The sequence below is a fragment of the Agathobaculum sp. genome, from assembly GCF_034098985.1.
Classification (GTDB): Bacteria; Bacillota; Clostridia; order Oscillospirales; family Butyricicoccaceae; genus Agathobaculum.
This window is the reverse complement of the sequence record NZ_JAXEOA010000013.1, coordinates 17,832-42,678: the sequence shown is the minus strand read 5'-3', so window position 1 is coordinate 42,678 and position 24,847 is coordinate 17,832. Positions and strand designations below refer to the sequence as shown.

20 protein-coding genes are annotated in these 24,847 nt (G+C 53.2%); 2 read left to right on the top strand and 18 right to left on the bottom strand.

Annotated elements, in window-relative coordinates:
• Positions 1–10 precede the first annotated feature (10 nt).
• The 15 genes from mutS to SO058_RS03515 all read right to left on the bottom strand — a co-directional run bounded on the left by mutS (position 11) and on the right by SO058_RS03515 (position 20,268).
• Positions 11–2,599 carry a DNA mismatch repair protein MutS gene (gene mutS / locus SO058_RS03585; RefSeq protein WP_320841631.1) on the bottom strand — a complete coding sequence of 863 codons (2,589 nt, stop codon included), beginning with the start codon at positions 2,597–2,599 and terminating at the stop codon, positions 11–13.
• Positions 2,600–2,613: 14 nt separating this feature from the next.
• The gene (miaB, locus tag SO058_RS03580) at positions 2,614–4,020 is read right to left on the bottom strand and encodes a tRNA (N6-isopentenyl adenosine(37)-C2)-methylthiotransferase MiaB (RefSeq protein ID WP_320841630.1); all 1,407 of its coding nucleotides are present in this window, start codon (positions 4,018–4,020) and stop codon (positions 2,614–2,616) included.
• A 16-nt stretch (positions 4,021–4,036) separates the two neighbouring features.
• The gene (locus tag SO058_RS03575; protein WP_320841629.1) at positions 4,037–4,705 is read right to left on the bottom strand and encodes a TIGR03936 family radical SAM-associated protein; all 669 of its coding nucleotides are present in this window, start codon (positions 4,703–4,705) and stop codon (positions 4,037–4,039) included.
• Positions 4,698–6,548: a TIGR03960 family B12-binding radical SAM protein gene (locus tag SO058_RS03570; protein ID WP_320841628.1), complete on the bottom strand. Its 1,851-nt coding sequence runs from the start codon at positions 6,546–6,548 to the stop codon at positions 4,698–4,700. The genes SO058_RS03575 and SO058_RS03570 overlap by 8 nt, the downstream gene beginning before the upstream one ends.
• A 77-nt stretch (positions 6,549–6,625) precedes the next feature.
• Positions 6,626–8,941, bottom strand: coding sequence for a heavy metal translocating P-type ATPase (locus tag SO058_RS03565; protein WP_320841627.1), 2,316 nt, complete (start codon positions 8,939–8,941; stop codon positions 6,626–6,628).
• A 6-nt stretch (positions 8,942–8,947) separates the two neighbouring features.
• Entirely contained in the window at positions 8,948–9,322 is a 375-nt protein-coding gene (locus SO058_RS03560) for an ArsR/SmtB family transcription factor (RefSeq protein WP_320841626.1), read from the bottom strand.
• A 120-nt stretch (positions 9,323–9,442) separates the two neighbouring features.
• Positions 9,443–10,363, bottom strand: coding sequence for an SPFH domain-containing protein (locus SO058_RS03555; RefSeq protein WP_320841625.1), 921 nt, complete (start codon positions 10,361–10,363; stop codon positions 9,443–9,445).
• A 20-nt stretch (positions 10,364–10,383) separates the two neighbouring features.
• Positions 10,384–10,824, bottom strand: a complete 441-nt coding sequence (locus tag SO058_RS03550) for an NfeD family protein (protein WP_320841624.1) — start codon at positions 10,822–10,824, stop codon at positions 10,384–10,386.
• A gap of 135 nt (positions 10,825–10,959) precedes the next feature.
• Entirely contained in the window at positions 10,960–12,585 is a 1,626-nt protein-coding gene (gene groL, locus SO058_RS03545) for a chaperonin GroEL (RefSeq protein WP_320841623.1), read from the bottom strand.
• Between the two features lie 20 nt (positions 12,586–12,605).
• Positions 12,606–12,890, bottom strand: coding sequence for a co-chaperone GroES (locus SO058_RS03540; protein WP_320841622.1), 285 nt, complete (start codon positions 12,888–12,890; stop codon positions 12,606–12,608).
• A 138-nt stretch (positions 12,891–13,028) separates the two neighbouring features.
• The gene (locus tag SO058_RS03535) at positions 13,029–14,204 is read right to left on the bottom strand and encodes a THUMP domain-containing class I SAM-dependent RNA methyltransferase (protein ID WP_320841621.1); all 1,176 of its coding nucleotides are present in this window, start codon (positions 14,202–14,204) and stop codon (positions 13,029–13,031) included.
• Positions 14,205–14,303: 99 nt separating this feature from the next.
• Positions 14,304–16,004: an oligosaccharide flippase family protein gene (locus tag SO058_RS03530; RefSeq protein WP_320841620.1), complete on the bottom strand. Its 1,701-nt coding sequence runs from the start codon at positions 16,002–16,004 to the stop codon at positions 14,304–14,306.
• Entirely contained in the window at positions 15,955–17,097 is a 1,143-nt protein-coding gene (gene tgt / locus SO058_RS03525) for a tRNA guanosine(34) transglycosylase Tgt (RefSeq protein ID WP_320841619.1), read from the bottom strand. The genes SO058_RS03530 and tgt overlap by 50 nt, the downstream gene beginning before the upstream one ends.
• 116 nt (positions 17,098–17,213) lie before the next feature.
• A complete protein-coding gene (locus SO058_RS03520; protein ID WP_320841618.1) occupies positions 17,214–18,518 on the bottom strand; it encodes an NCS2 family permease in 1,305 nt (434 codons plus the stop codon).
• A gap of 34 nt (positions 18,519–18,552) precedes the next feature.
• Positions 18,553–20,268, bottom strand: a complete 1,716-nt coding sequence (locus SO058_RS03515; protein ID WP_320841617.1) for an adenine deaminase C-terminal domain-containing protein — start codon at positions 20,266–20,268, stop codon at positions 18,553–18,555.
• Positions 20,269–20,603: 335 nt separating this feature from the next.
• Here SO058_RS03515 and SO058_RS03510 point away from each other — a divergent pair, with 335 nt between their 5' ends.
• Positions 20,604–20,903, top strand: a complete 300-nt coding sequence (locus tag SO058_RS03510; RefSeq protein ID WP_320841616.1) for a hypothetical protein — start codon at positions 20,604–20,606, stop codon at positions 20,901–20,903.
• A 27-nt stretch (positions 20,904–20,930) separates the two neighbouring features.
• Complete coding sequence (locus SO058_RS03505; protein WP_320841615.1) at positions 20,931–21,845, top strand: C40 family peptidase; 915 nt, start codon at positions 20,931–20,933, stop codon at positions 21,843–21,845.
• A 36-nt stretch (positions 21,846–21,881) separates the two neighbouring features.
• Here the strand turns inward: SO058_RS03505 and SO058_RS03500 are convergent, their stop codons facing one another.
• The 3 genes from SO058_RS03500 to SO058_RS03490 all read right to left on the bottom strand — a co-directional run bounded on the left by SO058_RS03500 (position 21,882) and on the right by SO058_RS03490 (position 24,751).
• Positions 21,882–22,448, bottom strand: coding sequence for a hypothetical protein (locus SO058_RS03500; RefSeq protein WP_320841614.1), 567 nt, complete (start codon positions 22,446–22,448; stop codon positions 21,882–21,884).
• 101 nt (positions 22,449–22,549) lie between these two features.
• Entirely contained in the window at positions 22,550–23,497 is a 948-nt protein-coding gene (locus SO058_RS03495; RefSeq protein WP_320841613.1) for a hypothetical protein, read from the bottom strand.
• A 66-nt stretch (positions 23,498–23,563) separates the two neighbouring features.
• Positions 23,564–24,751, bottom strand: coding sequence for a class I SAM-dependent methyltransferase (locus SO058_RS03490; protein ID WP_320841612.1), 1,188 nt, complete (start codon positions 24,749–24,751; stop codon positions 23,564–23,566).
• Positions 24,752–24,847: the final 96 nt, after the last annotated feature.

Sequence of the window (24,847 nt, the reverse complement as noted above, 5' to 3'; positions counted from 1 at the left end):
CTTTCCTCCGTTACAGCAGTTTTTTCAGTTCATAGAGCGCATTCAGCGCTTCGATCGGCGTCATAGTGTCGACCTGCATCGCGCGCAGACGGTCTGCGACCGCGCCGCCCGACAGCTCGTTCATAGTAAGCTGTGGAATGTCATCCTCTTCAATCGCGTGCATTTCCACGCGCGGCGTATTTGCCTCCAAATCGGCGAGCACGCTTTTGGCGCGTTTAATGACCGGGTTCGGCACGCCCGCTAATTTGGCGACTTCTATGCCATAGCTGTCATCCGCGCCGCCGCGCACGATCTTGCGCAGAAATGTGATATCATCTCCGCGTTTTTTGACTGCGATATTGTAGTTTTTAATCCCGGCAACCATACCCTCAAGCGCAGTCAGCTCATGGTAGTGTGTGGCAAACAGCGCACGCGCGCCGATCTTCTTGGTATCAGCCACATATTCTATCACCGCGCGCGCGATGGACATGCCGTCATACGTCGAGGTGCCGCGCCCGATCTCATCCAAAATGATCAGGCTGGATTTGGTTGCGTTTTTCAATATATCAGCAACCTCGCTCATTTCCACCATAAAGGTCGATTGACCGCTCGCCAGATCGTCCGACGCGCCGACGCGGGTGAACACCCGGTCGGCCACGCCGATATGCGCGCTGGACGCCGGCACGAACGAACCGATCTGCGCCATGATGGTAATAAGCGCAACCTGCCGCATATATGTAGACTTGCCTGCCATATTGGGGCCGGTGATGATGGAGACCCGGTTCTCCCCATTGTCAAGCACCGTGTCATTGGGAATGAACAGGCTGTCCGCCAGCATTTTTTCAACGACCGGATGCCGTCCGTCGTGAATTTCGATACGTCCCGAAAAATCGACGGTCGGACAGACATAATGGTTGTCCGACGCTACCTCTGCAAGTGCGCACAACACGTCTAAATTCGCAAGCGCCTGCGCCGTGCACTGTACGCGATGGACCTCTGCGGCCACCCGGTCTCGCACCGATACAAACACGTCGTATTCCAGCGCGGTCAGCCGTTCCTGTGCACCAAGCACTGTGCTTTCCAATTGTTTGAGTTCTTCTGTGATATAACGCTCACAGTTGGCCAGTGTCTGCTTGCGGATATATCGGTCGGGCACCAGATTGCCGTTGGCCTTGCTGACCTCTATATAGTAGCCAAACACGCGGTTATAACCGATTTTCAGGCTCTTGATCCCAGTCTGGTCGCGCTCGGACTGTTCAATATCCGCGATTTGCCCTTTGCCGCCTGATGCCAAATCGTGCAGGCGATCTATTTCCTCGTTAAAGCCTGATCTAATGATACCGCCTTCACGCACCGTGACAGGCGGCTCTTCCACGATTGAAAGATCGATCAGCTGCCAGATATCCTCAAGCAGATCGATACGTCCGGTGAGTTCCCGGAGAAGCGGCGTGCCGAACAGCGCAGCCTGTTCCCTAACTGCCGGCAGATTGGAGATCGCGGCGCCGAGCGCGCGCAGGTCGCGACCGCCTGCTGTGCCATATACCACGCGCCCGATCAGGCGCTCCATATCGAACACCTTTTTCAGCGCGTCCCCCATTGCGGTTCGTGCCATCACATCGTCACACAGCGCGCCGACCGCCTGCTGGCGGCGCGCGATGTGGAGCGGATTGTGGAGCGGCTTTTCGATCCACTGACGCAGCAGCCGTGCGCCCATGGCTGTCTTGGTCTTGTCCAACACCCAAAGAAGCGTGCCTTTTTTCTCTTTCGTGCGCATCGTTTCACAAAGCTCGAGATTGCGCCGTGCAATCAGATCCAGCTCCATATACTGCCCTTGATGGTAAACCTGCAGGCTGTTTAAGCTGGCGAGCGCGGTCTGCTGCGTCTGCTCCAGGTAATCCAGCAGACCGCCCATGCACTGGATTGTACAAGGAAGCCCGGACAGCCCTACCGCGTCGAAATCTTCGATATGAAAACGCTCTGTGATACGGGCAGACGCACGCTGCGCTTCAAAGCTTTCCTCCGGCATGGGTTCGATCAGCGCTTCCAGCCGCTCGCGCAAAAAAGTATTCAGCGCTTCATTCCCAACAGCATTCCCGCCGATGAGCACTTCGCGCGGACCAAAACGCCCCAATTCGCTCGCAATGTCGTTCCAGTCGGCAGAACCCGTCGCATAGGCTTCGCCGGTCGTAATATCGGCAAAGCATACGCCGATCTGACCCTGCGCCTCATAGACACACCCCAGAAAATTATTGAGGTTTTCCTCAAGCATGGACGCCTCAACAACCGTGCCCGGCGTAACTCGCCGCACGATCTCGCGCCGCACCAGCCCTTTGGCCAGCTTGGGATCCTCAACCTGTTCACAGATCGCGACTTTATATCCCTTTCGCACGAGCTTCGCGATATATCCCTCTGCGCTGTGATACGGCACGCCGCACATGGGTGCTCGCTCCTCCTGGCCGCAGTCGCGGCCGGTCAGCGTAAGTTCCAGCTCACGGGATACCAGCTTAGCGTCTTCGAAAAACATTTCATAGAAATCGCCCAAACGATAAAACAGAATATAATCTTTATTCTTGTTTTTGATATCAAAATATTGTTTCATCATGGGCGTAAAGTCTGCCATTTTGTTACCTCTTTCTATCTTTTTCGCGCAAACAAGCAGCGCAGTGAGGTTTTTTCAATTTCTACTTCGGTAAATTGTCCGATTTGAAGCCCCTCTCCACGTACACATACGAGCAAATTGCCCTCCGTGCGTGCCGTAAAAGGATAATCCGGTCCTTTGGCTGCGCCGTCCACCAGCACACGCAGTCGCTTGCCCTGATACGCAGCCTGCCGTCTGGCGACGATCTCATCCTGTGTACGCAGCAGGCGCTCAAAGCGCTCCTGCTTCACCTTTGCAGGGGTTTTGTCCTCATATTCCGCAGCAGGCGTACCGCTTCGTTTGGAATATAAAAATGTAAACAGCAAATCAAATTCGGTTTCGCGGACAAGGGCAAGCGTCTGCTCAAAGTCTTCTTCCGTTTCTCCCGGGAAACCGACGATGATATCGCTCGACAAAGTAATATCCGGCATTTTCTCCCTGGCGCAGGCAATCAGCCGCCGGTATTCCCCGACTGTATAACGCCGGTTCATGCGGCGCAGGATATCGTCGCTGCCGGACTGGAACGGCAGATGAAGCTGTCTGGCGACCTTGGGACAGTCCGCCATCGCTTCAAACAGCTTCGGGGAGGCGTCTTTCGGATGGCTGGTCATGAAGCGAAGCAGAAAATCACCGGACACGTCGTTCAGACGGCGAAGCAGGTCGGCAAAATCAATATCCAGCCCCAGGTCTTTGCCATAGGAATTGACGTTCTGACCTAGAAGCGTGATATCTTTGTATCCGGCGGCCACCAGCTCGTGAAGTTCCCGTTCGATCTCCTCCGGAAAGCGGCTGCGCTCGCGTCCGCGCACGTAAGGGACAATGCAGTACGTGCAGAAGTTATTGCAGCCGTACATGATGGACAGCCATGCTTTCGCTCCATCTTCGCGAAGCACCGGCAGTCCCTCGGCGATTTCGCCGCACTCCTCACCGTCAATATCGAACACACGTTTTTTTTCTGTCAAAACACGGTAAAGCAGGGATGGAAACCGCCAGAGTGCGTGCGTGCCAAACAACAGATTGACCTGCGGATAGCTTTTCTTGATCTTTTCCACATTCTTTTGCTGCTGCGCCATGCAGCCGCATAACGCGATGATCACATCGGGCCGCTGCTTTTTCAGATGTGACAGCGCGCCGATATTGCCGAACGCGCGATCCTCCGCATGCTCGCGCACCGCACAGGTATTGAACAGGATAAAATCCGCGTCATCCACCGTATCGGTCATGGAAAAGCCCATTTCATACAGCATGCCGCGAATGCGTTCGGTGTCCGCCTCGTTCTGCTGACAGCCAAAGGTATGCGTATAGGCCCGCATTTGCCTGCCCTTTAGCAGATTGGCTATGCCGTCGATATAAGCGTATTGATTTTGAATTTGTTCCTTTGATACAGTACGGGGTGCACTCATGCGTTCGGCTCTCCTCTTAGCGGAAATTTTGACCGTCTTCGGTCAACACGTTCAGGCGGTGGTACGCGCAGAACGGGATCTCATATTGCGGCAAATACTGCTGCACGGCTCGCGTCAAATACTCTGGGCTCATGCTGTTGTTGCCCGCTGCGGTAACGACCGTGGCAAACACTTCCGGCGCCTGCTCGTCAATTGACAGGTCGTGCATCAGGTCGCGCATGTTGACGACCTTTTCCCCACGTTTGGACCGCTTCAAAATTTCGACCACAGGCTGGGCGAATAATTGACGCACTGTTTCGGCAAACCCTGCGGGCACACTGTTTTCAAAACTCCATGTGATCCGATACTGCGACCAAGCGATACGACCGACTTTCAAGCCGCCATCCTCCAGCGGATAGATTTCAATAGCGCGCAGGCCTTCCGGAAGCGCATCGTTCATCGCCTCGACCGCATTTTCCGGCACAGATTCCGAGGTTATATTAAAGTCCAAAAACTCACATTCGCTGGAAAACCCAGTCGAAAGCGGAAGCGCTATTGAAACATATGCGTGCTGATTAAAGCCTTCGGTAAACCACATCGGCATTTGGCAGCGCGCCATTGCCCGCTGCATTGCATGCATCAGGTCGAGGTGCGAGATATACTTAGCCCGTCCCTCTTTGGCAAATTTCATTCTGGCTTTAAACACAGCATTTGCCCCCTTTCAGCAGGGTAGCAGCACCGCATCCAGCACATTTCATCATGCAGTCCGGCGTCACAGCAGCCTTTCGGGAAAGCTCCCATTCTTTCTGCAAATGTAGTTTACTGGACCCGCAGCCAATATGATCCCACGGGAAGGTCTCGGAAAGCTCCCGATGGCGAGAGGCATAAAAAGCGGGATCAAGCCCACAGTCCTGAAAAGCTTGCACCCAAGTCTGGTAATCGAAAAATTGATCCCAGCCGTCCAATTTGCAGCCGCGCTGCCATGCAAGGTAAATAGCTTTTCCCTGTCGGCGGTCACCGCGCGCGATGACCCCCTCCAGCACCGACGTTTCCGCGTCATGCCAGTTATAGGTCACATTCTTAGTTTTCATGATCGTTTTCATATAAGCCTGCTTTTCACGCAGCGTTTCCAGCGTGTCCTGCGCGTCCCACTGGAAAGGAGTCTGCGGCTTTGGCACAAAGCAGGAGGCCGACGCGGTGATGCGGACGCCGCGTGCACGGTTATTAGTATTCATGCGCCAGCAATAAGCCACTTTTTTGCAGATTTCGGCAATGCCGTCAAGATCCTCCATGGTTTCAGTCGGCAAGCCAAGCATAAAATAGAGTTTGACGTTGTTCCAACCGCCCTGAAACGCTATTTCACAGGCGTGCAGCACATCGTCTTCAGTAATGTTTTTATTGATAACGTCGCGAAGCCGCTGTGACCCAGCCTCGCAGGCAAAAGTAAGCCCGCTTTTCCGAGTTTTCTGCACACGCTGCATCAGCTCCGTACTGAAGCTGTCGGCGCGCAGACTGGGCAGAGACAAACTGATATGCCGCGGCTCACAGTAATCGAGCATCCCTTCTGTCAACGCGGAAAGCTCGCCATAGTCGCTGGTCGAGAGTGATGAAAGCGATATCTCCTCGTAACCGGAATTTTTTAGCACGTTCTTCGCCTGACGGAGCAGCACGTCTTTCGATTTGGTGCGAAGCGGACGATAGGTGTGGCCCGCCTGACAAAAGCGGCAGCCGCGCGGGCAGCCGCGGAACAGTTCAACCATCGCACGGTCAAACACGATATCAGTTGACGGCACAACGAACGACTCAGGATAGTACATCGTATCGAGGTCCTGCACAATGCGCTTTTGTACGACCGCAGGCGCGCCATTTTTCGGCGTCACTGCCCGAACGGTACCGTCATCGCAATAGGTGACTTCGTATTGCGACGGCACATAAATACCGGGGATCTGTGCTACCTCAGACAAAAAGAAGCCTTTGCTCCAATTTTCCCGCTTTGCTTTCCTATATAGGCTGGTTAGGTCGAGAATAACCTCTTCCCCATCGCCGATCATGAAAAGATCGACAAAGTCGCAAAGCGGCTCAGGGTTATAAGCACAAGGGCCGCCCGCGACCACCAAATTTTTAAGCGTGGTGCGTTCCTCGGCCATCACCGGCACGCCGCCTAGATCGAGCATATTTAATATATTGGTAAAGGACAGCTCATACTGCAGCGTGAAACCAATGATATCAAACGCATTCAGCGGATCGCCGCTTTCCAGTGCGTAAAGCGGCAGGCCTGCGCTTCGCAGTTCCTGCTCCATGTCGACCCAAGGCGTGAACACACGCTCGCACCAGATGCCCTCCTGCTCGTTGAGCAAGCCATATAGGATACGCGAGCCCAAGTGGGACATGCCCACTTCGTAAACATCGGGAAAACAAAAGGCAAACCGTAAATCCGTCTTTTCCTTATCTTTGGTAATCGAACCCCACTCGCCGCCGACATAACGCGCAGGCTTCTGTACGCGGGACAGGATCGCTTCAATCTTCTTGTGCAATACACGTTCCTCCATAACAAGATACAGCATCAGTATAACATAAAAAACGACAAAAGGCCATACCGCACTTACGCGGCATGGCCTTTTCTTTTCTATTTCGCGTTCAGCGTACGTGCTGCGTTGAGCACAGCCAGCACGGTCATGAGCACATCAGCCGCTACGGCCTGCCACATAGTTGCCGCACCGAACAGCGTCAGCAGCACCAGAACCGCTTTGATGATAAAAAGCAGCAGCATGTTCTGCATTGCCACTCCATGCGTCTGGCGGCTGATACGGACCGCTTCGGTGAAACGGGTCAGATCGTTCGTCATAATCAGCACATTGGCGGCTTCAGCTGATTCCGCAGAGCCTGCAACGCCCATCGCAACGCCTACGTCGGCCAGCTTGAGTTCGGACAGGTCGTTGACACCGTCGCCCACGTAAGCCGCCGTACCGTCAGTCGGGATCGTACGAAGCAGGAACTCCATTTTGGATGCTTTCTCTTCCGGCAACAAGCCGCTGTGCACGGTATCAATACCAATCGCGTCGGCCACCTGCTGCGCGGGAAGCTCGGTGTCACCGGTCAGGATGACGGTACGCATTACGCCAAGCGATTTCAACCCGGCGATCGCCGTCTCCGCCTCCGGACGGACAGTGTCTTCCAAAATGATTGCTCCGGCATAGTCGCCCTCATAGGCAAGATACAACACTGTACCCGCAAGGTCGGGAACGCCTTTCACGCCGCGAGAAATCATCAGCTTACGGTTGCCGGCCAACAGATTGTGGTTTCCAATACGGGCACGCACGCCGCGACCCGGAAATTCTTCAAATTCAGCAATCTTTTGCGGAATACCCTCATAAGCCGCAACCACCGCACGTGCTACCGGATGCTGGGACATCTGTTCTGCTGTAGCCGCCAGTGCAAGGCAGCTCTCGGCGTTAAAATCAGCGGTCGCCTGAATCTCTTTGACCCTCAGATTCCCTTCTGTCAGCGTACCAGTCTTGTCAAAAACGACCATGCGAAGTTCAGCCAGTTTTTCTACGGCCTCGCTGCCCTTAACCTGAATCCCCTTTTGGGACATACGCCCGCTGCCGCCCAAAAAGCTGAGCGGAACTGATATCAGCAGCGCTGTTGGGCAACAAACGATCAGCACGGTCAGCGCACGGTAAATCCATGTAGACAGACGCCCAAAATGAAAGAGAGGCGGCAAAAATGCCAGCAGCACCGCTATGCAAATAATGAGCGGCATATAGCGCGACGCGCCGTGAATGACAGATTCTTCGAGCGAAGCGCGCCGTCCTGTGGATTCCTCATGAATACGCAGGATTTGGCTGACGCCGCAGTCCTCAAAGCGCGTGGTCGCGCGAATCAAAAGCAACGTTCCAGTATAGAGGCTACCAGCCAGTACCTTACAGCCCTTGCAGACCTCGCCAGGCTCGCTGTCGCCTGTCAGCACGGTGTCGTCCACCGTACCTTCGCCCCGCAGCACCTCTCCATCAATCGGGATGCGCTCACCGGCGCGCACAATGATAAAATCGCCGATCTTGATATCCCCGGGCGCCACACGGCGCTCCTCACCTTCCATATTGACTAGAGAAGCTTGGACCGGAACAAAATCTGTTTGCTGAGAAAGTGAATTGCGCGTTTTCCCCAGTACCATATCATTAATGAGCTTACCGATACTGTGCAAAATCAAAACTAATGAAGCTTCAAACCGCTGGTCGAGCAAAAACGCACCCAATGACGCAAGGAAAATTAACAGGTATTCGCTAAAATACTTACCGTGCATCATATCGCGGACCACGGTAACCGCCACCGGCAACACCGCAATCAGATAAGCGATCAGATAAAAGACCAACGCCCCTGTGCCTTGTTCCAATACGCGGCCGATTATTAAAAAGACCGCCGCAATCGCCAGACGCACCAATGTCCCCCGGATATCCACGGCGGTCATCGCCTGATAAGGCACATCGGCGCCATACAAGCCACGGCGTGCGTTTTCTCGCCGCTGCCGGGTCTGTTCCCGGCGGCGCAGCCGTGCGCGCAGTCTCGCACGCTCTATAAAAGACAAGCCGTCAAAATCCGCGTCCTCCGCATTCTCCTGATCTGACGGAAATTCTTCCGAGATGGGAGGCAGTTTCTCATCCGTTTCCAAAGACTCAGTCCCCTGTGGTTCAGCCTCCAGCCCAGACTGTTCTGGCTCTGGTAGTTCCACTTCTTCCGTTTCCTCCGGAGCAAGTTCCTCTGCCTGTTCTTCTTCAGAAACCGCTGTTTCCTCTATGGGCGGTTCTGAAGTCTGCACCGTGCCGCTTTCTAAATCTGACAACAGCTCGTCTACCAGCCCGACAGAAAATCCATCTGGCGCTACCACAGTTTGCTTTTCCTGCTGCAATGGCTGCTCGTCTGACCGTTTTATATCCTTGCTCATCTATTTCTATCCCTCCTGCACGTGCGCGATCCCTTGTGCGAGAATCGTCTGAATATGGTCGTCGCACAATGCATAATAAACCGTTTTACCGCTTTTTCGGCTGCGAACCAGTCTTGCCTGCTTGAGAAAACGAAGCTGATGCGAAATTGCGGACTGGCTCATACACAATAACGAAGCAATATCACACACACACAGTTCTTCCGTTACCAACGCAGATAGAATACGCAGTCTCGTTTTATCGGAAAATGCTTTGAAAAAGTCCGAAGCAGCAGCCGTAATATCTTCGTCAGGCATTGCCCCGCACGCCTGCTGCACCGCATCTGTATGGATTACATGCTCTTCGCAGCACTCGACTTCTGATTTTTGCTTTTTTCCAGCCAAATGAAATCCCTCCTGCGAAATATGAGCGTCTATTCAATTATGCTATCATTAAAACGCTCTTTTGTCAATCACAGCGGCAAAAAAGCAGCCTGTCAGACAAGTTCTGACAGGCTGCCGCTATTATTTCGCCGCAGGTTCGCTTTTCGGGTCAGTAATGACTTCCTTAAAGGAGGTTGCCAATCCGGCAAGGCCCTGAATTTCACTCGGGATAATAATTTTCGTCGCTCTGCCGTCAGCCGCCTGACTGAATGCTTCGAGCGATTTGAGCTTAATGATCTGCTCAGTCGGCTCTGCCTTGTTCAACATCTCAATGGATTCGGCAAGCGCCTTTTGAACCGTTAACAACGCCTCGGCCTCGCCTTCCGCTTCTTTGATCTTGGCAAGGCGGCTTGCTTCGGCACGCAGAACTGTCGATTCTTTCTCGCCTTCGGCAACCAGAATCGCAGACTGCTTTTGTCCTTCGGCAACCAGAATCGCCTCGCGGCGTTCGCGCTCCGCTTTCATCTGCTTTTCCATCGACTCCTGAATCGCAGCCGGTGGCATGATGTTTTTCAGCTCCACGCGGTTGATCTTGATGCCCCACGCATCGGTCGCCTCGTCCAGAATCGCGCGCATTTTAGTATTGATGATATCGCGGCTGGTCAACGTCTGATCAAGCTCTAAGTCACCGATAATATTACGCAGCGTGGTGGCCGTCAAGTTTTCGATAGCAGACATAGGGCTCTCAATGCCATAAGCAAACAGTTTGGAATCCGTTATCTGAAAATAAACAACAGTATCGATCTGCATCGTAACATTGTCTTTGGTAATGACAGGCTGCGGCGGAAAATCTACAACCTGCTCTTTCAGCGTCACCTTGCGGGCGATGCGTTCAAACAGCGGAATTTTAAAGTGCAGACCGGTATTCCATGTTCCCTGATACGTGCCGAGCCGTTCGATAACATAGGCGCGAGCCTGCGGCACAATGACGATATTGCTTGCCAAAAACGCTATAAGGATAATGGCGAGCACAATCCAAATAATCGGTACAAGAAATGGCATGTTTTTTCTCCTTTACTCTGTTACACCTTTTCAACAATCGCTTTGACTCCGCGAATCGCAATGACCTTGACAGCTGCGCCTTGCGGAATCAGTGAATCATCCACGCTGCGTGCTGTCCAAAGCTGGCCGAACACTTTGATCTCCCCCGTTTCCTGCATATTGTCAATTTCCTGAATGACGATAGCAGGTTCGCCGATAATCCGGTCTGCGTTGGTGGGCTCGTTTTTAGTACGCAGAAAACGGCGGCAGAACGGGCGCACCAGTATGAGCAGCACTGCGGCAAACAATACAAAAATTAAAAGTTGCGCAGGTAATCCCAAACCGATGCTCGCTGCAATCAGGGCGAATACCGCACCGACTGCGAACCAGATTGCAGATAAATCCAGCGTAAATGCTTCCACAGCGACACCGATAATGATGACTGCAACCCAAACATAGAGGCTGTTGATTCCAAATATCATGGCAGCGCCTCCTTTCTACTACGTGCATAGTTTACCATAGTGTTCCCCAAAAGTACAGTGGAAAAACGCAAAACACCATAGATAAAAAAGCGACGCACCGTAAAGTGCGCCGCCTTTTCTGCGGTATATTAAAGCTTAGTACATGCCACCCATATCCGGAGCAGCCGGAGCGGGCGCTACGGGCTCTTTCTTGTCAGCAACCAGGCTTTCTGTTGTAAGCACCATCGAAGCGACCGACGCCGCGTTCTGCAACGCAGAGCGGTTGACCTTGGTCGGGTCGACAATACCGTTAGCAATCATATCACCGTAGGTCTCCGTCGCAGCGTCAAAGCCGTAGCCAACCTTGCCGGCACTCTTGACCTTATCGACGACGACAGCGCCCTCGATACCCGCGTTTGCGGCAATCTGCTGCATCGGCGCTTCCAGGCCGCGCGCGATAATGCTCATACCGGTCTTCTCATCGCCCTCAGCGGACTCGATCAACTTTTCAATCGCCGCAATTGCGTTGATATAGGATACGCCGCCGCCGGCGACAATACCTTCCTCGACAGCTGCCTTGGTAGCATTGAGTGCGTCCTCGATGCGGAGTTTCTTTTCTTTCATCTCCGTCTCAGTAGCCGCGCCGACCTTAATGACAGCAACGCCGCCTGCCAGCTTGGCCAGACGCTCCTGCAGCTTTTCGCGGTCAAAGTCCGAAGTTGTGCGCTCGATCGCGCCGCGGATCTCGGTAACGCGGTTTGCAATCGCCTGCTTGTCGCCGGCGCCGTCGACAATCGTGGTGTTTTCCTTGGTAACCTTGATCTGGCGTGCCGAACCGAGCATTTCCAGCGTCGCATCTTTCAGCTCAACGCCGATTTCTTCGGAAATAACAGTACCTCCGGTCAGGATTGCAATATCCTGCAGCATTTCCTTGCGGCGGTCGCCAAAGCCCGGCGCTTTGACCGCTACACAGGTGAACGTGCCGCGCAGACGGTTGACAATCAGCGTAGACAGCGCCTCGCCCTCAATATCCTCCGCGATCAGCAGCAGCTTCTTGCCCGATTTGACAACCTGCTCCAACACCGGAAGCAGTTCCTGAATGCTGGACAGCTTTTTATCCGTGATCAAAACGAGTGCATCGTCCAGAACAGCTTCCATCTTTTCGGTATCGGTGCACATATAGGGGGTAACATAGCCGCGGTCAAACTGCATGCCCTCAACGACTTCGGAATAAGTGTCGGCGGTCTTAGATTCCTCGACCGTGATAACGCCGTCGGTCGAAACCTTTTCCATCGCTTCAGCGATCAGCTTGCCAATCTCATCGTCGCCGGACGAAATGGCGCCAACGCGGGCAATATCGTTGGTACCGTCGACCTTCTTGGAATGGTCGGCGATCGCGGCGACCGCAGCGTCTACCGCCTTGGCAATGCCGCGGCGCATGACCATCGGATTCGCGCCGGCCGCCACATTCTTCAGGCCTTCCTTAACGAACGCCTGCGCCAGCACGGTCGCGGTGGTGGTGCCATCGCCCGCCACGTCGTTGGTCTTGGTCGCGACTTCCTTGACGAGCTGCGCGCCCATGTTTTCATACGGATCGTCCAGTTCGATCTCCTTCGCGATCGTCACACCGTCGTTGGTGATGAGCGGCGCGCCGAACTTCTTATCCAGCACAACGTTGCGGCCCTTGGGACCAATCGTAACCTTGACCGTGTCAGCGAGCTGGTCAATGCCGCGCTCCAATGCCTTGCGTGCATCCTCGCCGTAAATAAGCTGCTTAGCCATGTTGCATTACCTCCTCAAAATCACTCTACTACCGCAAGAATATCACTCTGGCGAACAATGATGTATTCCTCGCCGTCGAGCTTCACCTCGGTGCCGGAATACTTGCCCGTGATGACCTTCTGGCCTTTTTTCACCTCCATGGTGATCTCCTTGCCGTCGACCACACCGCCGGGGCCGACCTCGATCACCTCAGCGACCTGCGGCTTTTCCTGCGCGGAAGCGGTCAGGATAATGCCGCTTGCCGTAGTCTCCTCGGCCTCGCACATCTTAATGACAACGCGATCAGAAAGGGGCTTGAGTTTCATAACGGGTTCCTCCTTATGATGAATAAAAATTGACGAATCTATTTTAGCACTCATATATCACGAGTGCTAACACGAGTATTATATTACACCAGTGTTTGTATTTGCGCAAGAGGTTTTTTGGAAAACACAGCAAAAAATTTATGAATTTTTTGTTAAGCCATTCTGGCTGAGCTCGCTGGTTTTAGCAGACGGGCGCGGCGAGTGCTTAAAATACATATACAGATCGCATTTAATCATCCCATTATAGAGTTTGCGCCGTTTATCCGCCTTTTTCCCGAAAAACCGTTCAAACGCGATATCCGAGCTCAAAATATACTGCTTCATGGGCGAATGGCCAACCGCGCGTCCAAACGACGCATACAGCTTTTGCGCCGATTCCATATCGAGCAGACGCTCGCCGTAGGGCGGGTTGGCAAACAAAGTTCCCTTTTTCCGATAGTCCAGTTTGCAAGCGTCTGCCTGCGTAAACCTGATTGTATGCAAAACGCCCGCCTTTTTCGCATTTTCCTGCGACAGCGCGACACAATCAGGATCGAGGTCGCTGCCTGCAATATCAAAGCGTGCTGCACCGTCCATCTGTTCTAGCGCGTCTTCCCTCGCCTGCCGCCAAACGTTTGTATCAATGCATGCCCATTTGTCCGCATCAAACGCGCGCATTAAGCCAGGCGCACGCCGCGTTGCGATCATTGCGGCTTCAATAGCAATCGTGCCTGATCCGCAAAATGGATCAAGCAGCGGCTCTTTCCCCCGCCAGCGTGCAAGCTTGACCATGGCGGCAGCCAGCGTTTCTCGCAGCGGAGCGGCGTTGGCGTTTGCCCGGTAACCGCGCTTATGCAGACCTGCGCCCGAAGTGTCAAGAAAAAGTTCGGCAGTATCATGCATGATGGAAAACTGGATTTGATATTTGGCACCAGTCTCGTCAAACCAGTTTTGTCCATACACACGCCCTAGACGTTCGACCACTGCCTTTTTAATAATTTTCTGGCAGTCTGGGATGGAATGCAGCGCAGAATCCAGACTATATCCTTTGACTGGGAACGAACCGTCCTTGGGAATAAACTGTTCCCAAGGCAGCGCACGCACACCCTCGAACAGCATATCAAAGGTTTGGGCCGAAAAGGTGCCTAGACGGATCAGCACACGTTCGGCGCAGCGCAGATGCAGATTCGCCCAAGCCAGCGTCCGCTCGTCGCCCTCAAACAAGACGCGTCCATTTTCCGCCTGCACGTCATTCAGCTTTCCTCCGAACCGCAGTTCGTCCGCCACGATTCCCTCCAGCCCGAACAAAGTCGGACAGCACATGGTCAATTCCATAATCTCCCTCTTTCCAGAAAAAAGGCCCTTGCCGCGTCTGCGGTCAAGAGCCGTCAACTTCTGATTCATCATATCGGGTTTGCAGTCGCTTGTCAAGCGTCAGAGCATGAGCGCTGGCGGCAAAGTGCCAGATGGTTCCATTCGCCTGCCGATATAGCGCAGCAGGCGCACGCCGAACAGGCGAAGGATCAGCACATATAAGACACCCGCACTGCAAACAGTCAATATCAATGCCCCCCACTCCGCCGTGCAATAAAGGCGGAATATCCTATAAAACGCTCGTGTCCAGCCGAACAGAGTCGCGGCGCAGAGCAACGGTACGCCAAACCGCCGGAGCGGTCGAAGCGAAAAACCTGTCCGGTGATACAACACAGTCAGGTTGACCGCAAATGCCCCCGCGCTAGACAGGAGCATCGCAAACAGGTATCCATAAATCCCCATTGTCGGCCGCGCGCACCACCGGTATAGGAGCAGCAATTGAAGCAGTTCGGCGCTGATTGCTGTTGCAACATTGAAATGCTGCAGCCCCAGTGCGTTGAGCAGGCTTCCAGAAGCCATTTGATAGTAATTCGATACCGCGACAACGCCCAGTATTGCAACATATGGCAGCGTCAGTGATTGTCCAAAAAACACCTCGCTAAGCCGCGGTGCGAGCGGCACCAATACAGCAGTTGCGGGAAGTGCAATCAGCCCCACGGTGGAAATGGATTTCCCCACAAGCGAACGCATACGATTTAAATTGCCGACCGCCTGAGCCGCGGTAATTGCAGGCAGAAGCGCGGTGCATACAGAACTGACCAGCGCAATAGGCAGCAGAATCAGCGGCATGGCCATGCCTGAAATTACACCGAGAGCGGAAAGGGATTGCTCATAGGTCAATCCGGCTACCATCAGCCGTTGCGGCAGCAGGACGGATCCAGCTGAACTGAGCAGATTGCTGCCCAGTGCGGAAACCGATAAAGGTAAAGCAATGACGAAAAACTGATGGCGTAGCATCCGGTCAATTGGCGCGCGCCGTCCGGGGCGTCGAATCTGCTTACGGTATAGGCCGGTGAGAAATAAAGCGCTGAACACCTCACTGACAACCATCCCTGCAAAGATTAGCATGGCGATCACGCCATAATCATTGCCGCCGTAGGCAAATAGCAGGCAAAAAACCGCCGCAATACGAACCGTTTGTTCCCCAACTTCGGAAACCGCCGTATATTGCATACGCTCCAAGCCAATGCACAGCGATTTAAAGATGTTCTCAATACCGGTGAGCGCCAGACACAGTAATAAATACGGCAAGGCACGCGAACAACGAACATCCCCAAGCAAGTCTACAGCAATCGTATCGCGGGCCAGCAGTACCACCGCCGTGCAACCCGCCAGCATGGCACCAAACGCGGTAAACGACAGGCGTAAAATCGCAGATAGCCGATCCTGTTCACCACGCGCTTCATAAGCGGCACTTAAACGAGAGCATGCCATTGTAACGCCCGATAGGCAGCCTGCATTCAGCACGAGATACGCCGAATTAACCAAGCGGTAAACGCCCAGCCCTTCGGCTCCCGCAAAGTGGCTCAACAAAATCCGATATAAAAACCCCAACGCCTGCAGTGCCAGATTGCCGCAGGCCAAAACGCTGGCCGCATATAAAATCGTCTTTTTTCGTATCCGCACAGCATGACCCCATTTCACTGAAAGGGTATGCGGCGCAGCTTGCCGATATGAACAAAGCGCCCCGACTTCGGAGCGCTTTGCTGTTTTAAATGCGTTTGCCCATTTGCTCGCTGTATTCCGCGCGGAAAGCAGCAAAGGTGCCCGCCTCCAGATGCTGACGAATCTCCTCCATCAAATGGTTATAGAACCATAGGTTATGCATGACAAGCAGCCGCTGTGACAGCATCTCCCCCGCTTTGAGCAAATGCCGCAGATATGCACGGCTGAATCGTCGGCAAGTCGGGCATTGGCAGCCCTCTTCGATCGGCCTATCGTCCGTCTGGTATTTGGCGTTCATAATATTCAGGATACCGTGATGTGTGAACAAATGGCCGTGCCGCGCGTTACGGGTCGGCATGACACAATCGAAAAAGTCCACGCCACGTGCCACACCCTCAATAATGTTGGACGGCGTGCCCACTCCCATCAAATAGCGCGGTTTGTTCTGCGGCGCATGCGGCAGGACGACATCCAGGATATGATACATTACTTCCGTGCTTTCCCCCACTGCAAGGCCGCCGATCGCATAACCCGGCAAATCCAGCTTTGCGATCTCCTCCATATGCTGCACGCGTAGATCGTCGTAGGTGCCGCCTTGGTTGATGCCAAACAGCATTTGCTGTGGGTTGACCGTCCCCGGCAGGCTGTTTAGACGGTTCATTTCTGTTTTGCAGCGTTCCAGCCAGCGGGTTGTCCGTTCGATGGACGCTTGTACATATTCTCGCGGCGCGGGGTTTTCAATACATTCGTCAAACGCCATCGCAATATCCGAGCCTAGGTTGGACTGAATCCGCATGCTTTCCTCAGGCCCCATAAAAATTTTGCGACCGTCGACATGCGAATGGAAGCATACGCCTTCCTCCTTGATCTTGCGCAGCGTAGCCAAAGAAAACACTTGAAAGCCGCCCGAATCCGTCAGCATTGGTCCATCCCAGCGCATGAATTTGTGCAAACCGCCCATCTGCTTCACAACCTGATCCCCGGGGCGCACGTGCAGGTGATAGGTGTTGGATAATTCGACCTGGCAGCCCAGCTCTTTCAAGTCGAACGCATCGACCGCGCCTTTGATCGCGCCCTGCGTGCCCACATTCTGAAACACCGGGGTCTGCACCACGCCGTGCGCGGTCATAAACGCGCCGCGGCGCGCCGCGCCTTCGGTTTTCAGCAGTTCAAAAGTACCGATTTCCATAATTCCCTCATTCTAAAAATGCATTTGGCGTTATTTTACCATAAAGCGGCCGCAGATTCAATGTTTCGGCAAAACAAAACGCCGCACGAAGCCGCGCGGCGTTTTAAAAGCCTTCCTTATAGAATCGTCCAGAAATACAACAGGCAGACCGCGATTAGCACATACATAACCTTAGGGATCTCGCGGATACGGCCCGAAGCCAGCTTTAGGAGCAGATATATAGGCAGTGCGACACAGATGCCGTTGGCAATGTTGTTGGCAAAAATCGTGAAAGCGACGCAGAGGAATGCCGGGAAACTCTCGGTATAGTCGGAGAAATCAATGTTTTTCAGCGCGCTCATCATACCGACTCCGATAATAATCAGTGCGGGCGCGGTCGCGGCAGACGGAATCATCAGTGCGATCGGCGTGAGTAGCAGCGTGAACGCAAAGCAGACTGCGGTGGAAACCGCAGTCAGGCCGGTCTTGCCGCCCGCCTCGACGCCTGCCGAGGATTCCAGATACGTCGTCATACACGGCATACAGAACGCCGAGCCGACGACGGTTGAAACCGCGTCCACTTTGAAGACCTTATCAATGCCGGGCAGGTTCCCATCCTTATCTAGATAGCCCGCTTTGCCGCCGACCCCGATGGCCGTACCGAACGTCGAAAAGAAGTCGGGTACAAACAGCGCGATCAGGAAAGGGATATAAGCAAAGCGCAACGCGCCCAGGATATCCATGTTCAAGAAATTGCCGAGCGGGTTTCCGGGTGCCATCAGCAGTGTTTCGGGCAGCTTGGTAATCCCCATCGGGATGCCGATCAGCGTGGTTATCAGAATGGAAACAATCATGTAGCCGGGCACTTTGAGCGTCTTTGTAACCAGAATCAGGATAAAGCCAATGAAAGCCAGGATAACCGCCGGGCTGGCCAGTTCCCCCCAGCCAAGGTTGTTTTTCCCCTCGACCGCGACAATCAGCTTGGCGTTTTTGCAGCCGAGCAGTGCGATAAACAGGCCAATGCCCGCGCTGACCGCGTGCTTTAAGCTGGGCGGGATCGCCTTTACGACCGCATCCCGCAGACCAACATACGAGATCAGCATAAAAATGATGCCACTCCAAAAGATGACGCCTGCAGTGACCGCCGGGGAAACGCCGTCGTTCGCCATCATGCCCACGACGATGCCCACGCTTCCCAGCCCGGGCGCCAGCGCGAACGGGCGGTTGGTCACGAACGCCATAACGACGGTCGTCAGAATAATTAGCAGTATCATTGATGTTAGAATGACGCCGCGGTCGAGCCCCGCATTCCCCATCATGTTTGGAATCGTCCCCAGTACATATGCCATGGTCACAAAGGTCGTGACGCCCGCGAGGACCTCCGTGCGGGCATTAGTATTATACTCGCTCAGGTGAAATCTCTTTTCCAGCCAGCTATTCATTGTTGTCTCCCCCTAAACTGTGTTTTTATGATCTTTAAACGAAAAGTGGTACGACGCACGCCGCTTTGACGTCGATCAGGCCTTTGTCCGTCAGCTTAAGCGCCGGGCTAACAGGCAGCGTCAGCGTGCAGAACGACATGATCGGGTTATAATGCCGGTAGCCCTGCGCCTCCATCGCCGCGCGCACACATCCGAGCGCCGCTCCGATCTCCGCCGCCGGTCTACCGGACAGGATGCCGCCGATATTAAGCTGCAATTCGGCCTGCACCTGTCCTCCGTCCACGGCGACCATGCCGCCCTGCAACTCGATCAGCCGGTTCACCGCCAATGCAATGTCCTTCACATTTGCACCTGCGACCAGCATGTTATGACAGTCGTGCGCATAACTGGTAGCCACAGCGCCGCGCTTGTGACAATCGCCAGTGACAAAGCCAAAGCCGATACCGCCGCCTTTACCATAACGCTCTAATACTGCGGCGAGCAAGCAACCTGACTGCTCCCATTGTACTAAGCCACCTTGCACCGGCATTTCTACGATGCGCTCAGCCGTCCTAGTGCTGCCGTCGCGCATTTCCATGGCGCGTACGCGGACAGTACCTTCCATAATCGGAGCTTTGACATGGAAGGTTTGTTCGTTTTGCATTCGTAACCGGATACTGTGGTAATAGGCCTCTGCAAAGTCTGTCCCATTGTTCCACGTGCGTGCAGGCGCCCCCTTCTCATAAATACAACTACCGTCTTTATACGTTGCAGCAATAGAAAAGGTGTCCAGCGCATCGAGCAGCAAAAAGTCTGCTTTCTTGCCAGGATCCAGCGCGCCACGGTCGAAAAAGTTCATGCGGCGTGCGGGTGTGAAGGTCGCATTATAGACCGCCTGCGCCGGTTCAAAACCATCCTTAATGGCCTTTCGCACCAATGCATCTAAATGGCCTTGTGTTTGAAGCGTATCCGCCATCACATCGTCTGTGACAAAGCAAAAATATTCATAAAGGTTATGTTTGTGGATAAATTCTAAAACCTCGCAGTTAAGCATTTTTTCTTGTATTTCAACAAACATTCCGCCTGCAAACCGTTGGCGCAGTTCTTCAATGTTGTGCTCTGTATGGTCTCCATTAATGCCGAGGTAGAGGAATTTGGCCAAATCCAAATCGACCAATGCTGGGCAATGTCCCTCAATGGGAAACAGCCGGTCAATTGTCCGCAGCTTTTTTAAAAATTTGCTAATTTCCAAGTCGTTTTTCCGGATGATCTGACGATAATTCATCACCTCACCCACGCAGGCTACTGCAGGATTTTCCTTCAGCCGCTCCATATCCTTGCAGTAGATAACGCCGCCCGTCGTTTCCAGTTCCGGTTTAGTTGACGGGACACTACTCGGAATCCCGTAAAAAATATCGATTGGGCTATTTTCACCCGCGCGGATCATATCCAGTACACCCTGGACGCCACCCACATTGGCCATCTCATGCGGTTCAGACACAATTGTCGTCACGCCACATTCGACGAGACGGTCGCAAAATGCCGCAGGTGTCATCATCGAACTTTCAATGTGCATATGGATATCGATCAGCCCGGGGATCATCCAGCGGTCGTCGCCGTCTATATAGGATTTTGCATTACATTCCCGCGTTTTTTTTCGATCAATATAAAGAATTTTTCCATCACTAATCCAAACATCTACTTTGTCAAACGTTTTAAAATAGCTGTTGAATGCACGCACGTCGCGTACCAGCAAATCAATATTCTGCATATTTCACCGCATTCTGCATATTTCACCGCTTTTCCCTTTTTCATAAAATGCAAGTGCTTAAATTTAATTTGCACCCCTGCGTATCCCTTGTTTGATTGCTACTATTTTGCCGCAGCTTTAATAGTAAATACCATATAACTGTTTACAACCATATTAACATACAAATTTGCTGTCCACAATGTACTTATAAAAAGTGTAGGAGTTTAAATGGGCAACAAATATTGAAAAATACGTGCTTGGAATTTCAATTTGACAAATCTATGCATGCGTGTTATACTGTTTCCATAATGTAACTTTGTATTGTAACCGTTTTGTAACTATAAAGGAGTGCCAATATGCCCACCACCGCTAAGAAGAACGACCTTCTCGAATACAAGGGTCACCCGCTGATGCGCAAGGAAAACATTATTTATTATGGCAGTATGAGTGATTCGCATATTATCATGATGCAAATTTTGGACTCCGCTCCGGTAAAAGATTTGGCGGTAGCCAAACGCGTATCGGTACAGCTCCAGCAGACGAATCCCAACGTCCGCATCAAAGAGCGTATCATCAAAAAAACCGAGAAAGACAGCCTGTGGGCGGCGATGGATATTGCCTCGATTTGGCTTAACCGAGCCTTAAACAGCAAGTAAGCCAACGGAAACGGAGGGTTTACCAGAATGAATATATCCAAAAAACTAATTCAAACCGCTGTTTCTGCGGCACTGGCGGCTTCCATTCTTCTTCCAAGTGCTCTCGCACTATATCCCGCCAAGGTCAAAGCGGATGCCTTGTATCTGCGTAAATCGCCCGGTGGCGAGATCATAACGACATTGAAACAAGGTACCACAGTTGCCGTTATTAAAAACAGCGATAGCTGGTTTAAGGTAGCGGTCGGCGGCAAAGAAGGCTATGTCAGCGGTGAATTTCTGGCTGGCACCTCAAACGGCGATTTTCTGCTGGGCAGCGGACGCGTCGTCTGCGATACGACGGTCAACCTGCGTGAGCAGCCCAATATGTCTGCCAAAGTGCTCACCTCAATGCCGAATGGAGCGACGGTCAGCGCGCTTGGCGTTTACAGCGGCTGGTATAAAGTCAGCTATAACGGAAAAACCGGTTATATGCATCCCGATTACCTGACTTTCGGCGCAGCTTCCGCAGCTTCTATTCCCAACAAGGCGGTTTCCAGCAACGCCGCAGTTGTCTCCTATATAGGTGACAATGCACAACGTGGTGAAGTGCTGGCTTTTGCGGCGCAGTATCTCGGCACACCGTATGTTTATGGCGGCAGCACACCAAGCGGCTTTGATTGCTCCGGCTTTACCTCCTATGTGTTCAGCAATACCGTTGGTACTATCCCGCGTGTCGCGCAATCTCAGTTTGATGCGACCAACCGCGTTTCTATGGATGAACTTCTTCCGGGCGACTTGGTGTTCTTTGGTTCAAGTGCATCGTCAATCAGTCATGTTGGCATTTATGTTGGCGACAACCAATTTATCCATTCCCCGCACACCGGCGATGTCGTCAAATATGACACACTCACTGGCACCTACTCCTCCCGCTTCCAAGGCGGCGGACGCGTTATTACGGATTAAAAAACAACCCCCCCGGACTTTACCGGAGGGGTTTTCTTATGGCTTTAGCACCAGGCTTCCATCTTGGCAAATAAATTCTGCAAAAGAGTCGCCCCACTCTTTTATCTGGCCGTTGACCGCTCCCGCAATTGCCTCAGTAAGCGCACCAGCCGTCTGCTCGGGCAGTTCAAAACCTGCAATTTCCATTCGCTGTGCCGTAAGCAACAGCGTACCATCCTGCCACGTAACCTGCCACGCACCATATACTTTGCAGGGATCGGGCAAAAACATCATGGCTGTGCGCATGCTGCCCGGAACAGCGCCGCTATCAAGCAATGCCTGGTGATCTACCGATGCGCTGACCTCCACGGTACCGCTTTTTGCGATACGCACTGTCAACTCCTCTGGGGCAAACGGCAGCGCTTGTGTAATAAGGGCGCCCAAATCATCTTCGCCTATCTGAACTTCCATATTATCCTCCTGCTGTTGATCAGCCTGCGGGGGTGTGTCTGGCTGCTTCGGCTGTTCCGAGCGGTGTAGCAGCATTTTCCCAATCAAAACCAGAGACAGCAGCATACACACACCCAGTATCAGCGTATAGACAAAACTTCGTTCCTCTTTCATGGCTTGCCCCCCTAATTTTGTTCCTGCTTCTACATTATGCGCCGCATCATCTTGCTATGTATAAAAAGAACCGCCGGCGTTTGCCGGCGGTTCCGCTAAAATCAGTTGCAGCTCTTGCAACCGCAGGAATTGTTGCTATTGTTATTCCCACAGCCGCAGGAGGCGTTATTGCCGCACCCGGTCTGCGTCGGGCCGCAGCCACAACCGCAGCAGTCAGAACGATCCATCTTGGGCGGGAAGAATTCGTCGATCGGGAACTCAAAGTTCGCGAATACAGCGCAGGGATCCTGTGCTTCGCCGGTACCGCTGTTCGAGCAGTCGCGGCGCGGCATGCAGATGTCGTACGCTGGCATGAGCAGCTGGATATCGCGCTCCAGACGGATGATCGAAAACTGTCCCAGCGTTACAAACAGCTGATAGCCTTGGTTGTCAAGAACGATGTCGTCGCCGCCGAAGCAGCCGCACAGCGCGTTCGGAACCTCGCGCAGGCAGCAGCAGCAGCAATTGCACGATGTCTCGGGAGACACAACGCGGGCATCGAGCAGGATCGGATCAACGACTTCGACGATCGCCTGCGGCAGGTTGCTCTTGGTGCAAAGCTGAACATCCATGCCGTCTTCCACATAGCGGGACGAGAAGATGCGGGCGCCGCCCTCGCTGCCGAACAGGATGACGCGCTTGTCAAATACCGACAGTCCGTCGATAATGCGCGGACGGCCAACCGGGCAGCTGACCTCGACTTCGATCTTGTAGAAGAAGCGGATATCTACCGAGTAAAAACCGCGGTTGAATTGCACGCGCTCAACGTCGATCTTAACGCAAAGCAGCTCGGCGCTGCGGGGCTTGACGGCGGCAATACCGCCGCTGTTGAGCAATTCCTGACCCTCGCGGCACAGGTAAACGCGGATGTCGCGCAGGCATTCCTTGCTCTTGCAGGAATCGTAAACTTTATTGGTGTGAACGCAGACAGCTTCGCGGAAGCCGCCGGCGGTAGAGTTATTCGTGCCACTGCCGCAGACCGGGCCGGGGCAACAGACTTTATCAGCCATGTGTACTTACCTCCAAATAGTGATTGAAGACTCTTCAATACAGCCTATGCAGAGGTTTTTGGGGGGTTACAGCAGCAGGTCGTCATCCGTTACAAAAAGATCATTCTCCATCGCGCCGCATTGACGATCCAGCTCAGAGGTCGTGCCCAGAAGGGCGCGGACCGACTCGTACTCTTGTCTTGCGTACGGATTGTCCCGACCAGACCGCACCGCACGGATAAGCAGATTTTTGGGCGTATCCAGCGGCGAAATATATTCCACTACTGAAACCTTATACCCTGCTGCTTCCAGCCGCAGCGCACGCATACTGTCTGTCAGCACATCGTTGAACCGGGCTTTGAATACGCCGGATCTCATCAACGGTTCCAACCCAGGCAAGCGGTACTGATCAAGCAGTTCTTTGTGGCAGCACGGCACGCAGGCAATATATTTTGCGCGGGTACGAAGCGCAGTTGCAAGCGCAAGGTCGGTTGCAATGTCGCAGGCGTGCAATGAAATCACAGCCGTTACATTTTGGGGCGGCTGGAACACGCGCAGATCAGCGCACTGGAATACCATATTATGATAGCCCAGCCGTTTTGCCATTGCCCGGCTTTCCTCAACCACGCGTTCATTGATATCGACACCGATGACACGGCAACGGCGGTGAAGCACTTCGCGCAGATAAAAATTCATGACAAAGCTTAGGTACGATTTTCCACACGCACAATCCAGCAATACGATTTCTTCGCTGTCGTCCCGTTCAAACATCGGCGCGACGAGCTCTACATAATGATCGATTTGGTTGTATTTGCGGATCATATCGTTTTTCAGTTTGCCTTCAGCCGTCAAAATGCCGATTTCGCGCAGCAGCGCCGCCGCCTGGTCGACCCGGATCAAATAGTTTCGTCCGCTGTCCAAAAGCGGATTGACGGCAGCTGTTTTTTCCTCTGCGCCAGCCTGTCGTTCCGTCTGCTTCATCTGCACCCCGCGGGGCGTAACGGTCAGTGTAATAACCGTTCCACGTTCCGTATAATCCAGCCTTGCCTCTTCAAATTTTTGCGCTTGCTCCGTGAAAAACATGCAAACGCCTGTGGCGTCAACCGGCTTGGTAGCTCCTTGAAAAGTCAGCGCATATCCATCGTCCGCGCGCTCCAACCTACCCGGAAACTGCTTTTTCCCCGAAACAAATGAAAACGTTGCGTAAACAAAATAATCCCGGTTTTTCATCAGCCGCGCAGAAATCCCGCTAAGCAACAGCTGTAATTTTGCCAAATCTCCCTTTTGCATGTCCTCTCACAACCTTTACCGATACAGTATACCGTTTTCCGACAAATAGGTCAAGCATAAGAGCCGAAAAGCGGCCGTGAG

Bases quoted from the DNA above. Each gene is read 5' to 3' on its own strand.
- SO058_RS03550 (WP_320841624.1), bottom strand. From the start codon at position 10,824: ATGATATTTGGAATCAACAGCCTCTATGTTTGGGTTGCAGTCATCATT.
- groL (WP_320841623.1), bottom strand. From the start codon at position 12,585: ATGGCTAAGCAGCTTATTTACGGCGAGGATGCACGCAAGGCATTGGAG.
- SO058_RS03570 (WP_320841628.1), bottom strand. From the start codon at position 6,548: ATGGAGGAACGTGTATTGCACAAGAAGATTGAAGCGATCCTGTCCCGC.
- mutS (WP_320841631.1), bottom strand. From the start codon at position 2,599: ATGGCAGACTTTACGCCCATGATGAAACAATATTTTGATATCAAAAAC.
- tgt (WP_320841619.1), bottom strand. From the start codon at position 17,097: ATGGAAATCGGTACTTTTGAACTGCTGAAAACCGAAGGCGCGGCGCGC.
- SO058_RS03540 (WP_320841622.1), bottom strand. From the start codon at position 12,890: ATGAAACTCAAGCCCCTTTCTGATCGCGTTGTCATTAAGATGTGCGAG.
- SO058_RS03505 (WP_320841615.1), top strand. From the start codon at position 20,931: ATGAATATATCCAAAAAACTAATTCAAACCGCTGTTTCTGCGGCACTG.
- miaB (WP_320841630.1), bottom strand. From the start codon at position 4,020: ATGAGTGCACCCCGTACTGTATCAAAGGAACAAATTCAAAATCAATAC.
- SO058_RS03565 (WP_320841627.1), bottom strand. From the start codon at position 8,941: ATGAGCAAGGATATAAAACGGTCAGACGAGCAGCCATTGCAGCAGGAA.
- SO058_RS03535 (WP_320841621.1), bottom strand. From the start codon at position 14,204: ATGGAATTGACCATGTGCTGTCCGACTTTGTTCGGGCTGGAGGGAATC.
- SO058_RS03555 (WP_320841625.1), bottom strand. From the start codon at position 10,363: ATGCCATTTCTTGTACCGATTATTTGGATTGTGCTCGCCATTATCCTT.
- SO058_RS03510 (WP_320841616.1), top strand. From the start codon at position 20,604: ATGCCCACCACCGCTAAGAAGAACGACCTTCTCGAATACAAGGGTCAC.
- SO058_RS03495 (WP_320841613.1), bottom strand. From the start codon at position 23,497: ATGGCTGATAAAGTCTGTTGCCCCGGCCCGGTCTGCGGCAGTGGCACG.
- SO058_RS03515 (WP_320841617.1), bottom strand. From the start codon at position 20,268: ATGCAGAATATTGATTTGCTGGTACGCGACGTGCGTGCATTCAACAGC.
- SO058_RS03520 (WP_320841618.1), bottom strand. From the start codon at position 18,518: ATGAATAGCTGGCTGGAAAAGAGATTTCACCTGAGCGAGTATAATACT.
- SO058_RS03500 (WP_320841614.1), bottom strand. From the start codon at position 22,448: ATGAAAGAGGAACGAAGTTTTGTCTATACGCTGATACTGGGTGTGTGT.